This window comes from Proteus sp. G2300 (genome assembly GCF_009915965.1).
Taxonomy (GTDB): domain Bacteria; phylum Pseudomonadota; class Gammaproteobacteria; order Enterobacterales; family Enterobacteriaceae; genus Proteus; species Proteus vulgaris.
Genome location: NZ_JAABNK010000025.1, coordinates 273342 through 289392, shown reverse-complemented (window position 1 = coordinate 289392; position 16051 = coordinate 273342). Strand labels below are relative to the sequence as shown.

The window sequence follows — 16051 nt, the reverse complement described above, 5'->3', positions numbered from 1 at the left end:
ATTAACGTTCAAACGCTTATCGTTTTATAAATAATTTAACGGTTCTTTATTTCTATTGATTAAAACTTAGTGAAATGTCGTTGTGCTCACTATTTTGACACAATGCCTCTATGATCCCCTAGTTTTCACTAAGCTTTCACTATCAATTGCATGTATTTCACTCAATTTAGGATGATTTATGCTGTTTTTGCTCAAAAAATATGTTGCTGGCTTTCTAATGCCCTTACCTTTGCTCTTATTAATCGCTTTTTTTGCCTTGGCTCTGCTTTGGTTTACTCGTTGGCAAAAAACAGGAAAAAGCCTACTTACGGTGGTACTTATTCTACTCACTATTTTAGGCATACAACCTGTTGCTGATACTCTATTAATGCCAAGTGAAAAAGAGTATCAAGCTCGTTATGAATTACGAGAAAATTCACCACAAGATGTGAACTACATTGTTGTTTTAGGGGGGGGATTTACTTATAACCCCGAATGGGCACCTAGTGCTAACCTTCTCAATAATAGCTTATTTCGTGTTGTAGAAGGCGTTAGGCTTTATTATCGTAATCCTAATGCGACATTGATTTTTACAGGTGGTGCTGGCGTTAATCAAATAAGTAGTGCAGAGGTTGCAACTCAGGTAGCACAATCTTTAGGCGTACCCGCGAATAAAACCATTGCATTATCAATACCAAAAGATACCGAAGAAGAAGCCTATGAGGTTGATAAGCTCATCGGTAAACAACCTTTTTTACTCGTGACTTCAGCCAACCATTTAGCACGTGCTGAACGTTTCTTTTTAGCCAGAGGTATGAAGCCTATTGTGGCACCGGCTAACCAATTAGCAATCACTTCGCCATTGCATCCTTGGGAGAAGTATTTTCCTTCGGCGACCTATTTTCAACATAGTGAACGTGCGTGGTATGAGTTTTTAGGATCAATGTGGCAATCAGTCAAACCTGCGGGGCAACCTGCCACTATTACTGAAAATGAAAATCATCAATCTGATAAAGAAGAAAGCCAATAATTAAAAGATATCATTACAGACTGATACAAAAACGGCACTTAATTTAAGCGCCGTTGAAATTTATTTGTTACCGTTAAAAGATCAGAACTCTTGGTTAAGTGCTCGATATGCAGCTCTAGCTGCGACAAGATCATCTTGAGTATCAACACCCACGCCAGGAACTTCTAATGCTTTTGCAACATGGATTTTTTCACCATACCATAACACTCGCAGTTGCTCTAACATTTCAATAGATTCTAATGGGCTTGGTTCCCAAGTAATATATCGACGTATAAAGCCAGCACGATAAGCATAAATCCCAATATGGCGGAGGTAATGCTCACCAATTTCATCGTGTGATAAGTTAAAACGGTCTCTTTCCCAAGGAATGGTTGCTCGAGAAAAATAAAGTGCGAAACCTTTTGCATCCATCACTACTTTCACAGCGTTAGGATTAAAAGCTTCTTTTGAGTCAACAATAGGCACGGCTAATGTTGCCATTCCGGCACCACAACTTGCTAAGTTTTCAGCAACCTGAGTAATAATAGTGGGCGGAATAAGAGGCTCATCACCTTGTACGTTAACGATTATTTCGTCGTCTGCAAATTGGTATTTTTCAATGACTTCAGCTAAACGTTCTGTACCCGAATGGTGATCTTCTCGAGTCATACATGCTTCTCCACCCGCTTTTTCCACAGCGGCAACAACATCTAAGTTGTCGGTTGCGACAATGACACGGTTTGCACCAGAACGCATAGCCTGTTCCATAACACGAACAATCATAGGCTTACCGTGAATATCCGCAAGGGGCTTACCCGGTAAACGGGTCGATGCGTATCGACCAGGGATTATGACCGTGAACATGAAGTTACTTTTCCTCTTCTAGTGATAATTCTCTTGCTTCATTCTCCAGAAGAACGGGGATATTGTCACGAACAGGATAAGCTAAATGATCAATTTTGCAGATAAGCTCAGAATTTTCTTTATCAAAGATAAGTTTGCCATGGCAAACTGGACAAGCAATAATTTCAAGTAAGCGGTGATCCATTTTGTCCCTCTCAAGGGTTAATCATTTTATATGGCAAAAGGATATCATAAGGAAGGATCAGCGTTAATACTCAAAGCCTCCCGTTTAGTGATAATTCGAAAATTATTTTATTTATTAATAAATTTATTATTTTCTTTTTTACTATAAGCAACAAAAAAGCCACATTAATGTGGCTTTTTATCGTTGAGTCTGCAACATCATTAATAAAGAATTACATTCCGCTTTTATTGATAATAATTTAACCTTTTTATTATCTTTATTGCATTCTAATTAACGTCACAACTCTTTTATATTACTTATTCGGCTTGGTGGTCAGCTATTTGTGCTTATCGGCCCCCAATTAGGTATAAACGATCATTTAATCTCAGTATTAAACTATCGTTTTATCTACATCTTCAACAAGGTTAAACCTTATTTAAAATCCGATAACATCAGCGGCTTCTAGGCCTGCAGCTGTTCTGATAACAGAAAATTCAACGTCTTGACCTTCTGTTAATGCTTTATTTTTTGTGTTGGCAATCGCTTTTTTATTGACATAAACTTCTTGTTCAATACCGCTGGCAACAATAAGACCATAACCTTTGTTATTGTCGAACCATTTTACGCGACCCATTCTTAATTGTAATGTCATGATAGATAAACTCCTTTTGTTCTTCGTATAGTTTTTATTTTTCTATACTAATGCATCCTACTTTTTATTATGTCTTCTTATATAAAACCCCAATTAAATTCTGAACACATTAATTTAAGTAGTGCATTTTATTATTTAATATAAATGTTCAAAACCGTGATAGCTAAGCTTAATGAATATTCTAAGGCTTAATCAATATTTACAGTACCAACATGACAAAAAGATGACATGAGGAAGATAGTTTATTGAGCACCTATAAATAAAATAACCGCATATAAGGATTAACAATCACTATTCAAAATAGTTTCTACAATCCATTAGGTGCAAAGCCTATTGCATTCACAGCATAAAAATATTACGTCTACATTAAAGATCCACAAAATATCCACACAAGGCTTTTGAGTAGATAGGGTATTGGCGAGTTAAATTGAACTACGACAAAAGCGATATGCGACTGTGGGTAGGTAATCTTTTATGTAACGCTATCCTGATTTCCACTATAAATATCATTGTTTCAGATCAGATACAAGTTTTTTTCGAGCCGTAAATTAAATTGCTGACCTGTTTTAGCACAGATTGGCTATTTAACTTAGCACTAACTGGTAAATACCACCAATTATCCTGAGCAAAATGCTGACATTTAACAGCATCTTTTTCTGTCATAATAAGGGGCTCATTGAAAGGCGTTAAATCTTGTAATTCTTTGGCGCTGTAATCACTATGATCACTAAATGCTCGAGTTGATATTAATTCAATCCCTTTTTCGCGCAAAGAATTAAAGAAACGAAGAGGATGACCAATACCCGCCATGGCAACTACTTTAGTGATCTCCTGAACGGGTCTTTTCTCACCCGTTTTCAGGTTCACCGCAATATCACCCGCTAAAACCATACCTATTTCATTACCTTGGCTTAAACCACCATTAACGATAATTGCATCAACTGAATGCAAACGAGTAGCGCGTTCCCGCATAGGGCCAGCAGGAAGCCACCAGCCATTACCAAATCGACGTTGCCCATCGATAACTACAATTTCATAATCACGCTGTAGTGCATAATGCTGTAAGCCATCATCCGTGATGATCACATCAAGTTCATGTTGTGCTAATAAGGCTTTTACTGCATCTCGTCGATTAGGTGCAACCGCAACGGGTGCACCAGTTCGATGATAAATTAACACAGGTTCATCACCTGCCATTGCAGGTGTTGTCTCGGATGTTAACAGTAATGGATAATGATCTGATTTCCCGCCATAGCCGCGGGAAACAATACCTGGTTTAAACCCTTTCTGTATTAATTGCTCAACAAGCCATATAACAACGGGGGTTTTGCCATTGCCACCTGCCGTTAAGTTACCAACAACCACGACAGGAACAGAGGCTTTCCATGATGACAACCATCCTTTTTGATATGCAAAGCGCCTTAATAGAGTAATCGCGCCGTACAACCATGAAAATGGAAGTAAGAGGAGATAAAACCAAGATTTACCAGACCAAATCCGTTCAATCATTTACCAAATTGCATCCTGTGAAGTTGAGCATAAACACCTTTTTGATCGATTAAATCAATGTGTGAGCCACGTTCAACAATTTCACCATCTTCAATAACTAAGATTTCATCCGCTTTTTCAATGGTTGATAATCGGTGAGCAATCACTAAAGAAGTTCTATTTTTTTGCAGTTCATCAAGAGCTGATTGAATAGCACGTTCAGATTCTGTATCAAGTGCCGATGTAGCTTCATCAAGGATAAGAATTGGTGAATCACGTAGTAAAGCCCTCGCTATCGCGATACGTTGACGCTGCCCACCAGAAAGCAGAACACCATTTTCACCAATTTCAGTATCGAGGCCTTTATCCATTTTATTGATAAAGTCCATTGCATGCGCCATTTTAGCCGCTTTTTCGATATCTTCACGGCTGTATTGGTCTTCACAAGCATAAACAATATTGTTCGCTACTGTTTCATTAAATAAGTGGACATTTTGAGAAACAAGAGCGACTTGATTACGTAAAGATTTCAGAGTGTAGTCACGAATATCATGTCCATTAATCAATATTTGCCCTTCATTAATGTCATAAAAACGCGTGATTAGATTAGCAATTGTAGACTTACCTGAGCCTGAGCGACCGACTAATGCAACAGTTTTCCCCGCTGGAATAGTAAATGACATATTTCTCAAAGCAGGCGTATCTTTTGTCACATATTGGAAAGTTACATTACGGAATTCAATATCACCCGTCGGTTTTTTCAGCTCCAGTTTACCTGTATCTTTTTCTTGTTCCATATCAAGGATAGAAAATAAGGTCTGACAAGCCGCCATACCGCGCTGGAACTGAGCATTTACATTAGTCAGTGATTTCAATGGACGCATTAATGCAACCATTGATGAGAAAACAACAGTGATTGTACCTGCGGTTAATGTTTCCATAATTTCAGGAAAGCTGGCAGCGTACAGAACAAATGCTAATGCGAAAGAAGCAATTAATTGAATGATTGGATCTGAAATTGACGATGCAACAACCATACGCATACCTTGGCGACGAATATGGTTACTCACATGATTAAAGCGTTTATTCTCAACTTCTTGACCATTAAAAATGAGTACTTCTTTATGCCCTTTCAGCATCTGTTCAGCACTAGTTGTTACTTGTCCCATACTATTTTGGATACGTTTACTGATCGTTCTAAAGCGCGTTGATACCAAACGAATAACAATGGCGACGATAGGAGCAATAATAATAAGGATCAGAGATAATTGCCAACTATAGTAAAACATCAAGCCAAATAGCCCGATAATATAGGCACCTTCACGGACAACTGTAATTAATGCACCTGATGATGATGAAGCAACTTGCTCTGAATCATATGTAATACGAGAAAGCAAAGTTCCTGTTGATTGCTGATCAAAAAAGCTCACCGGCATTCCCATAATATGAGAAAACAGTCGGCGACGCATATTCATTACAACTTTCCCTGATACCCAAGAAAGGCAGTAGCTTGAAATAAAGTTAGATATACCACGCAGAACTATCAGCCCAATAACAGCAATTGGCATCCATTTTAATACGTCGTTACTTGCTTTACCAAAACCTTCATCAAGAAGTGGTTTTAATAAAGAAATCATAAATGCATCCACACCTGCATTGATGATTAATGCAATTGCTGCAGCGATCAATCCCACTTTGAAAATCCGAATCATCGGCCATAAACGTCGGAATGTTTGCCACGTTGATAGGTCTATATCATTCATATATATTACCAAACTTTTAATAATTAGCCGGTCATTCTACTCGGGAAACGTCAAAACACCAAACCACTGATGATACCAGCGAGGCAAAATATCTCCCCTATAGGTAAATACATCAATATTATCTTGATTAAACTCGATCGAAATCTGCCCACTAATAGAGGTTGTTAGCCAATTAATTGCTTCTTTTTTATAACGGAGGTGTACTTTATCAGAAGGTAAACGCCAAAGGCTATAACGAGCAGCAGAAACGAGTGCAAATTTGGGGGATACTGTTTGAATAAACGCCAATGTGGACGATGTTTGGCTACCATGGTGAGGAACTTGTAAAATATCAGCTTTTAATTGGTGGTTTTTCAACCTGATCAATTGAGTTTCTGCTTCTTTTTCAATGTCGCCAGTCAACAATATATTATGTTTACCATCACTTACATTGATCACACACGATTGGTTATTTTTGGGAGAGTGAACTGTATTTGCCGGCCATAAGGCATCAAAATAAAGTCCCTTCCATTGCCATGACTCATCTTGCAAACAAGGTAAATGTGAAGGATTATTGAAACTACTGCGGATCGTTAATGTTGGATAAGCTCTCAATAAATCCTCAATCCCTCCGGTGTGATCTAAATGATCATGACTAATTATCAATGCAACTGGCTTAAGGCGATGGTACTTTAAATAAGGGATAATGACACTTTTTGCAATTGACCCCCCACTTTTCCAACGTATTCCTGTGTCATAAATAATCGCTTCTCTGTCTTTTTCAATAATAATAGCTAAACCATGGCCAACATCTAACATAGATATACGCCATTGATAACGTGGGAAAGTAGTGAATTCGCAATATAAAAGAATACCAATAACAACAAGCAAAATAAAATGATGACGCCACCATGACATTTTGATGATTACAATAATACCAACACCTGAAAACCCCAATAAAAAAGGAAGAGCGCCACTATGTTGCCAAAACTTCAAAAAAAAAGGAGCACACCAAAAAGCAAGACTAATCGAAAGATCAATCCAGTACCAAATTATTGGTTGTAGAAATGAGAGAAAGAATGTCAATAACCCAATCATTATTAATGGTACGGTAATAAATGAAATAATAGGAACTGCCCATAAATTAACAATAAAACTAAAAAAATTAGCACCACCAAATAAATAGAATTGAAAAGGTAATAAAATAATTAACAATCCAAATTGCAAATGAATTAACCTTAAAATAAACCACTTTTTTTGATAATTATATTTAGCGTTGAGTGGGTACATCCAATACCAAAAAATAATGGCAAATACAGCTGAAAATGAAAGCCAAAAACTGGCTGAAAGTATCGATAGTGGTTCAACAATCAAAATAAGGGCTGCACTCCAAAGAGCCCACTGCCACGGAAGAAATAATCGATGTCCTAAATGCAATAAAACCCAAACACTTAAGCCTATTACAGCTCTGGTTGCTGGTATTCCCCAACCTGATAGTGCTGTATAAAAAACACCAAATCCCCAAGCAAGAACCAAAGGAAAATAAATATTTATCCATTTTGCTGGAAAGAAAAACTGGATCCCTCTTGCAATTAACCAACCTAATAATGCGGCTAAACCAATATGCAAACCAGAAATAACAATTAGGTGCGCAACACCGGTTTTCATATAAAGATCTTTCTTTTCAGGCTCTATTTGTCTTTTATCTCCCAAAACCAAAGCCGCAATCTCACCACTGTTTGTTGTTGTTTTCCAAAAGCTTGAAATATATTGGATGAATTGAGTGTGTAGAGAAATATCGGCATTAAGTAAGGTTGCTTGTAATACTTTGCCTGCTAAAGTTTCTTTCTTAGAAACTGCATATTTTTGACTATCAAATCCGCCTTCGTTTAAATAGCTATGTGCGGCTCTAAATTGAACTTTAAATTGCCAACCTTGTCCTATTTCGATATTTTTAGGTGGATTTCGCCAATATACGCTAGCGTAAATAGATGATGAAAAAAATGTTTTTTTCGGAATGGGAATTTTGATAATAAGGTGACCATCCGATAATTGACGATACTCAACAATATTTGCTTCAAAGATCACTATATTATCAACAAGTTCTACTGTTCTTGCCATCAAAGCGTATGCAATAAGATTAGAATAAACCCAGAAGAATAAAAATAATGCTAAAAAACGAATTAATGAAAAAGGAATAAATAATAAGAATATTGCAATAATAATAACAATATAATAAGTCATTAAACTAAAAAGCGTATGCTGAAATAATAAAGGCATTCCCCCTAAAAATATTGCCAAAGCAATGTTATCTAAACTCAGCTTGGTAAAATAAAATCGTTGAAAATATTTTGAATAAAAAAAGTGTTGTTTTATTGATAATATTTTCACCCTCAAAATACTTATTATCCCTTTGAATAGAATCATTTTCGCATCCCTTTATAAGCATCTTTAAATATCATGAGGTTATATTTTTATTAAAGGTAGCTTTTTAGAGGGCTTTTTTGTACTTCTTTATAAAAAGAATAATTTTTATTGTCGTATACACTATTTTTTGAGAAGAACCTCGAAAAAAATAGAATAACTCAGCAATCATGATAATTAAATCAAGAAATAAAAATCAAAATACAATAAAGTAATACTAAGAAAAGTAAGAAAGAGAATAAAGTAAATATCGTAAATAAAATAAGGACTAACAATAAAAAACAAAAATTATGAAAGTCATAAAAATAATCAGCACAAGTAAAAGATAATAAAAAACGGCACCGAAGCACCGTTTTTGAGAAAGTTAACTAACATCGTACCATTTCGACAGGTGTTATTATTCCGTATAAATATTTACACGGTCACGTAACTCTTTACCTGGCTTAAAGTGTGGAACGTATTTACCTTCCAGATCTACTTTATCACCAGTTTTCGGGTTACGACCCGTACGCGGCGCACGGTAGTGTAGAGAAAAACTGCCGAATCCGCGGACTTCGATACGCTCACCATCAGCTAAAGTATCAGCCATATGATCAAGCATTTCTTTTACAGCTTCTTCAACCGTCTTAGCCGAAAGATGAGATTGTAGGCCTGCAAGTCTCTCGATTAACTCAGACTTGGTCATATTACCTCCCTAAACTACCGATAAATAGGCAACGATTAACGTTGCCTCCGTTAATAACTTAAATTATTCGCCTTTAGCTGCTTTGAAAGCTTCAGCCATAGCGTTGTTTGAAAAACCAACTTCTTCTTTGTTGTTTACAGAAGCGATAGCGTCTTTCTCGTCTGCTTCGTCTTTAGCACGAACAGATAAGTTGATAACGCGGTTTTTACGGTCAACACCAGTGTATTTAGCTTCAACAGCTTCGCCAACATTCAGAACCAGAGTTGCATCTTCAACGCGGTCACGTGAAGCTTCAGAAGCACGCAGGTAACCTTCAACACCGTCAGCTAATTCTACAGTTGCGCCTTTAGCGTCAACAGCAGTTACTTTACCAGAAACAATAGCACCTTTTTTGTGAGCAGACAGGTAATTATTGAATGGATCTTCTGATAATTGTTTAACGCCCAGTGAGATACGTTCACGTTCAGCATCAACTTGCAGAACTACAGCAGCGATTTCGTCGCCTTTTTTGTATTCACGAACAGCTTCTTCACCTGCAACATTCCAAGAAATGTCAGATAAGTGAACCAGACCGTCGATACCGCCGTCTAAACCGATGAAGATACCGAAGTCAGTGATAGACTTGATTTTACCTTCAACACGGTCGTTCTTGTTGTGAGTTTCTGCGAACTGCTGCCATGGGTTAGATTTGCACTGTTTCAGACCCAGTGAAATACGGCGACGTTCTTCATCGATGTCAAGAACCATAACCTCAACAACATCACCAACGTTAACAACTTTAGATGGGTGAATGTTTTTGTTAGTCCAATCCATTTCAGAAACGTGTACCAGACCTTCAACGCCTTCTTCGATTTCTACGAAGCAACCGTAATCAGTCAGATTAGTTACACGACCAGTCAGTCTAGTACCTTCTGGATAACGTTTAGCGATAGCTACCCATGGATCTTCGCCCAGTTGTTTCAGACCTAATGATACGCGAGTACGTTCACGGTCGAATTTCAGGACTTTAACAGTGATTTCGTCGCCAACATTGACAATTTCGCTTGGGTGTTTAACACGTTTCCAAGCCATGTCAGTGATGTGCAGTAAGCCGTCAACACCGCCCAGATCAACGAATGCACCGTAGTCAGTAAGGTTCTTAACAATACCTTTAACTTCCATGCCTTCTTGCAGGTTTTCTAATAACTGATCGCGTTCTGCGCTATTTTCAGATTCGATAACCGCACGACGAGACACAACAACGTTGTTACGTTTTTGGTCTAATTTGATGACTTTGAACTCAAGCTCTTTGTTTTCCAGATGAGTTGTATCGCGAACTGGGCGAACGTCTACCAGTGAACCAGGTAAGAATGCACGAATGCCATTCAGTTCAACAGTAAAACCACCTTTAACTTTACCGTTGATGATACCAACAACAGTTTCGTTTTCTTCGTAAGCTTTTTCCAGCATCAGCCACGCTTCGTGACGTTTAGCTTTCTCACGAGACAGAACGGTTTCACCGAAGCCATCTTCAACCGCGTCCAGAGCAACATCAATTTCGTCGCCCACTTGGATTTCTAATTCGCCTTGAGCGTTTTTGAATTGTTCTACAGGAATAGCAGATTCTGATTTCAGACCTGCATCAACCAGAACAACGTCTTTATCGATAGCAACTACAACGCCACGAACGATAGCGCCAGGACGAGTTTCGATTGTTTTTAGGGATTCTTCAAAGAGTTGAGCAAAAGATTCTGTCATGTTAATGATCTTCAAGTAAATTTAATTAACGTCCATTTAGCATCCGGCCGAATGGGGTTGTTTCACATACCTCGTTACATCCTTTGTGACAAGGTCATCGGGCATTGTTGTGTTTTCATTAACACGTCAACCCGATTTTGATAATTACCTAGTATAAACGAAATAAAAATTAATTACGCTGATAATTGCAGATTTTTTTTAGCATAAGTTAACGATTTTTCAATGACTTCGTCGATAGACAAACTTGTAGAATCGAGAATTAATGCATCTTTCGCCGCAATAAGTGGCGCAACAGCACGATTCCGGTCACGGTAATCGCGTTCTTTTATCTCGGATAAAAGGCGTTCAAAGTTAACATTAAAGCCCTTTTCCTGCAACTGTAACATGCGACGACGTGCTCGTTCTTCTGCGCTGGCTTCAAGAAAAATTTTCACTTGTGCATCAGGGAAAACGATTGTTCCCATATCTCGCCCATCAGCAATAAGGCCTGGTTCTGTACGAAATGCACGCTGGCGACGCAATAACGCTTCTCTTACACGAGGAAAAGTTGCTGCTTGTGATGCTGTGTTTCCAACTGTTTCGGTACGAATTTCATTCGATACGTCTTCCCCTTCAAGAATAACACTTAAACCATTCTCATTAGGGACAAAACGTACATCTAAATTTGCCGCTAATGGTACTAATGCATCTTCAGAAGTAATATCAACATGGTGGTGTAAAGCAGCTAATGCCAACACACGGTAAATAGCGCCAGAATCAAGTAAGTGCCAGCCAAACGCTTTTGCTAATGCTTGGCATAATGTTCCTTTACCTGCTCCACTAGGCCCATCAACAGTTATAACAGGGACGATAACCGCCATGAGTTTCTCCTTTTCATGGGCACTGCATTTCTGTGTTTGATGCTCTTATTACATTGATATAATAGACATTGAATTCAAACAGAGAAAAACAGTATTAATGTATGCGCGTCATTATACGCATACAATGTATAGGAAGAAACAAGCAGATAAGGGACAAAGAGATTTATTCAATGTTATTTTTCATAGATAAGTTATTTTTTAGAAAACTTTATCTTAAAATAATAACAAATCGACAATATTGTTCTTTTAAAAGTCCAACACTGCCGATTTGATTGATTTAATTTTGACTTATTTTTATTTAGTATAATGGATATTATCCATGACGCTGAGAAAGCGTTTCTAACTTTTCAAAATAATCTGGGAATGTTTTGGCTGTACACCCTGGATCAAGAATAGTAATCGGTATATCAGACAATGCCACCAGCGAAAAACACATTGCAATACGATGATCGTTATAGGTTTTAATGTCAGCAGTCGTTAACTGCTTTGGTGGCGTGACTTTTAAGTAATCATGCCCTTCTTCAACAATTGCACCCACTTTTTGCAACTCTGCAGCCATTGCAGCCAATCGGTCTGTCTCTTTTACTCGCCAGTTATAGATATTACGAATAACAGTATCACCTTCTGCAAACAATGCTGTCGTAGCAATGGTCATTGCCGCATCAGGGATCGTATTCATATCCATATCAATGCCGTTTAATGAGCCACGTTCACATTCGATATAATCATCACCCCAACGTATTTTTGCGCCCATTTTTTCAAGTACAGAAGCAAAGTGAATATCGCCTTGCAAACTCTTTTTACCAATACCTGTAACTCGGACGGTCCCACCTTTAATTGCAGCCGCTGCTAAGAAATAAGATGCCGATGATGCATCTCCTTCTACAAGATATGTTTCGGGTGATTGATATTGTTGACCACCTTTTATAATAAATTGTTGATAATTTTGATTTTCAATCTTTCCACCAAAGGTATTAATTAAAGCTAAGGTAATATCAATATAAGGTTTTGATACTAATTCGCCTTTAATTGTAATAGTTGTATCTTGTTTAGCTAATGGAGCCGACATTAATAAGGCAGTCAAAAATTGACTTGAAACACTACCATCTACCTCTACATGTCCTCCCTTAAACCCGCCCCGTAGACGAATAGGTGGATAATCTGTTTGTTCGAGATAATCAATACTCGCGCCACCTTGACGCAAAGCGTCAACTAAGTGCCCAATTGGACGCTCTTTCATACGTGGTTCGCCAGTTAATACAATATCATGCAAGCCTAAACTTAAGGCTGCTGCTAATGGACGCATTGCTGTTCCAGCATTACCTAAAAAGAGTTCTAATGACGACTCTGTTTTAAATTCTCCCCCTAGCCCTTCAATATCACATACCGTATTGTTATTTGATAATTGATACTGCACGCCTAATGCTTTTAATGCATTCAGCATATAACGAATATCATCACTATCTAATAAGTTAGTTAAACGCGTTTTACCGTTAGCTAAAGCGGCTAATAATAACGCACGATTAGAGACACTTTTTGAACCGGGTAAATTAATAGTACCTTCGATATGAGCAATAGGCTGTAACGTCAACGATTCCATAAATAGGTAAGAACTCCGATAAACAAATAAAATAAGATGGGATGTGGTTTAATCAAAAAATGAGAAAACAACTTAGGTGCTTATTGTTTTTATTTATTTTTTAGTACAGTAATAATTGATTATCATTATCAACATCTTTGGATAAAAGGAAACCCATTTTCACATAGGTTTCCTAAACATATAATGTATGAATTATGCGTGACGACGCTCAAAATCAGCCATAAAATCAACTAAGGCTTGAACACCTGCCAATGGCATTGCGTTATAAATTGATGCACGCATACCACCCGATACACGGTGACCTTTTAATGCCACTAATCCTTGAGCCTCGGCTTCTTTTAAGAAGACTGAATCTAATTCAGGAGAAGACATTTGGAAAGGCACATTCATTAATGAACGATTTTCTGTTGCAATACGATTGATATAAAAATCACTGTTATCAATGGCACTATAAAGAAGCATTGCTTTTTCATAGTTACGTTTTGCCATTTCTTGCAACCCACCTTGCTCTTTTAGCCATTTAAAGACCATTCCTGATAAATACCAAGCAAAAGTAGGAGGTGTATTAAACATTGAGTCATTTTCAGCGAGCACGGTATAATCAAACACTGATGGTGTTTCTTTACGTGCTTTACCTAATAGGTCTTCACGAATAATAACGATGGTTAATCCCGCAGGACCAATATTCTTTTGTGCGCCTGCATAAATTACACCAAAACGACTAACATCTAATGGTTGGGATAAAATCGCAGATGAGTAGTCTGCAATAACAATTTTATTATCATTAAAATTCGGTTCTTCATGAATTGCGATGCCATCAATGGTTTCATTTGGGCAATAATGTACATAAGCAGCATCATCACTTAATTGCCATTCTTTCATTGGCTTAACACCAATTTTGCCATCAATTTCTGTTTTAATTTTAATGACATTTGGTGAACAATATTTTTCAGCTTCATCAGCCGCGCTTTTCGCCCAATATCCACCATCTATATAGTCAGCAGTTGCCTTCTCACCTAATAAATTGAGAGGTAAAGCCGCAAAGTGACCTCGAGCCCCACCATGGCAAAAAAGAATTTTGTAGTTTTCTGGCACATTAAGAAGATCACGAAGATCTTGCTCTGCCTGATGAGCAACTTCAAGAAACTCTTTACTGCGGTGGCTGATTTCCATGACCGAGCGCCCAAGTTCATGCCAATTGCATAATTCTAATTCTGCACGACGAAGGACTTCTGCCGGTAACATAGCCGGACCTGCACTAAAGTTATATACCTGACTCATTCAAATTCACCCTATCTGAATATGTTTTTACAAAATGACCTTTATCGGTTGTATCATTCTCGTTAAATTGGCGCAATGATTATTGTGAGCTAACGCATAATACGCAGTGCGTAAAAATAACGGTTAGGAGTATTTTATGTCGGGGAGTGTAAATAAAAAAGAAGAAGCAAGCTGGGGAATGCTTCTTCATGGAAAAAATAGTCTAAAATCGCTCGCTTTAGCAGGAGGGGTCGCATTACATGCAATTAATGTCTATATCACGATAACAACATTGCCTTCTGTAGTACGTGATATCGGTGGACTCAATTTGTATGCTTGGAATACGACGGTTTTTATTTTAGCTTCTATTCTCTTTTCCGCGGTGACGTCTCGTTTATTGAGCAAATTTGCGCCTCGTAATAGTTACTTGCTTGCAACGCTCTGCTTTTTAGTCGGTTCCGTTATCTGTGCCACAGCACCTTCTATGCAAATATTATTATTCGGCCGATTTGTTCAAGGAGCGGGTGGCGGTATGTTGCTTGCACTGGCTTATTCGTTAGTCAGAGTGATGTTTCCACAACCACTTTGGTCTAGAGCGATGGCATTAATGTCAAGTATGTGGGGAATATCAACACTATTAGGCCCTGCATTAGGTGGAATATTTGCAGAATATGATATTTGGCGTGGCGCATTTTGGTCTATTTTAGTCGTTGGCATTCCTTACGCCATTTTATTATTTACTATTCTGCCGACAGAAAATGTGACCGATAATATCGTCGCAAAATCCCCTTTACCCTATCAGCAACTTTTTCTATTAATGTTTGCTGTATTATCTATTTCAATCGGCGGTCTTTATAACATCACGTTGTATCACGTATTATCATTTTTACTTGCTATTATCTTTATATTGCTTTTAATACACATAGATAAAAAATCAAATGATGGCTTATTTCCTAAAGGGACATTCTCTTTTTCTGCACCTTTAGCCCCAATTTATCTCACCATGGCATTATTGGGTATCAGTGTACAAACCGAAGTTTTTGTGCCCTATTTTTTACAAACCATTCATAATATTACCCCATTACTTTCCGGTTATTTAGCGGCATTAGTGGGCGCAGGTTGGTCTTTTTCTGCGATTATTTCTTCATCAAGTCAACAATATACCGCTCAACGTTTAATGCGCTTTGGCCCTATAATTAACTTTTCTGCAATAGTTATTCTCGGTTTATTTATATCCAATAGTGTCACATTACCTTATGGGCAGATTATCGTTATTTGTGTAGCACTCTTTTTTACTGGCGCAGGAATTGGTATGGCTTGGCCTCATTATTTAACCCGTGTATTACATGTTTCTCAGGGGCAAGAAGCCCAAAAAGCAGCAACATCAATTACAACGATCCAATTATTTTCAGCCGCAGTTGGCGCTTCAATATCAGGTACTGTCGTTAATATGGCAGGATTAACCGATCCTGGAGGCATTATTGGTGCAAAAAATGCCGCACATTGGTTATTTATTATTTTTGCAGTAACTCCGCTAATTGCTTTCTTTACAGCACAAATAGTCGTGTCTCGAACCTCAAAAAATTAA

The 16051-nt window shown here is 37.8% G+C and carries 13 protein-coding genes; 2 read left to right on the top strand and 11 right to left on the bottom strand.

What is annotated here, in order from left to right; translation table 11 throughout:
- Positions 1-178: 178 nt before the first annotated feature.
- On the top strand, positions 179-1009 hold the full coding sequence (elyC, locus tag GWI97_RS17335) for an envelope biogenesis factor ElyC (protein WP_036938094.1): 831 nt from the start codon (positions 179-181) through the stop codon (positions 1007-1009).
- A gap of 81 nt (positions 1010-1090) precedes the next feature.
- Here elyC and kdsB read toward each other — a convergent pair whose 3' ends face one another.
- From kdsB to serC, 11 genes are all read right to left on the bottom strand, one after another.
- Positions 1091-1852, bottom strand: coding sequence for a 3-deoxy-manno-octulosonate cytidylyltransferase (gene kdsB, locus GWI97_RS17330; protein WP_036938097.1), 762 nt, complete (start codon positions 1850-1852; stop codon positions 1091-1093).
- A 4-nt stretch (positions 1853-1856) separates the two neighbouring features.
- On the bottom strand, positions 1857-2036 hold the full coding sequence (locus GWI97_RS17325; protein ID WP_004244593.1) for a Trm112 family protein: 180 nt from the start codon (positions 2034-2036) through the stop codon (positions 1857-1859).
- 415 nt (positions 2037-2451) lie between these two features.
- Positions 2452-2667: a cold-shock protein gene (locus GWI97_RS17320; protein ID WP_036938100.1), complete on the bottom strand. Its 216-nt coding sequence runs from the start codon at positions 2665-2667 to the stop codon at positions 2452-2454.
- Positions 2668-3186: 519 nt separating this feature from the next.
- A complete protein-coding gene (gene lpxK / locus GWI97_RS17315; RefSeq protein ID WP_161752156.1) occupies positions 3187-4176 on the bottom strand; it encodes a tetraacyldisaccharide 4'-kinase in 990 nt (329 codons plus the stop codon).
- On the bottom strand, positions 4173-5918 hold the full coding sequence (gene msbA, locus GWI97_RS17310; protein WP_036938106.1) for a lipid A ABC transporter ATP-binding protein/permease MsbA: 1746 nt from the start codon (positions 5916-5918) through the stop codon (positions 4173-4175). Before msbA ends, lpxK begins: the two co-directional genes overlap by 4 nt.
- Positions 5919-5954: 36 nt before the next feature.
- Complete coding sequence (locus GWI97_RS17305; protein ID WP_237585400.1) at positions 5955-8177, bottom strand: DNA internalization-related competence protein ComEC/Rec2; 2223 nt, start codon at positions 8175-8177, stop codon at positions 5955-5957.
- Between the two features lie 541 nt (positions 8178-8718).
- Positions 8719-9006, bottom strand: coding sequence for an integration host factor subunit beta (gene ihfB / locus GWI97_RS17300; protein ID WP_006537420.1), 288 nt, complete (start codon positions 9004-9006; stop codon positions 8719-8721).
- 63 nt (positions 9007-9069) lie between these two features.
- Positions 9070-10743: a 30S ribosomal protein S1 gene (rpsA, locus tag GWI97_RS17295; protein ID WP_036938108.1), complete on the bottom strand. Its 1674-nt coding sequence runs from the start codon at positions 10741-10743 to the stop codon at positions 9070-9072.
- A gap of 173 nt (positions 10744-10916) precedes the next feature.
- Entirely contained in the window at positions 10917-11603 is a 687-nt protein-coding gene (cmk, locus tag GWI97_RS17290) for a (d)CMP kinase (protein ID WP_036938110.1), read from the bottom strand.
- Positions 11604-11916: 313 nt separating this feature from the next.
- Positions 11917-13203, bottom strand: coding sequence for a 3-phosphoshikimate 1-carboxyvinyltransferase (gene aroA / locus GWI97_RS17285; RefSeq protein WP_036938112.1), 1287 nt, complete (start codon positions 13201-13203; stop codon positions 11917-11919).
- Positions 13204-13395: 192 nt separating this feature from the next.
- Positions 13396-14484 carry a 3-phosphoserine/phosphohydroxythreonine transaminase gene (gene serC, locus GWI97_RS17280; RefSeq protein WP_036938115.1) on the bottom strand — a complete coding sequence of 363 codons (1089 nt, stop codon included), beginning with the start codon at positions 14482-14484 and terminating at the stop codon, positions 13396-13398.
- 136 nt (positions 14485-14620) lie between these two features.
- Between serC and GWI97_RS17275 the strand changes: the two genes are divergently transcribed.
- Positions 14621-16051, top strand: coding sequence for an MFS transporter (locus GWI97_RS17275; protein ID WP_036938118.1), 1431 nt, complete (start codon positions 14621-14623; stop codon positions 16049-16051).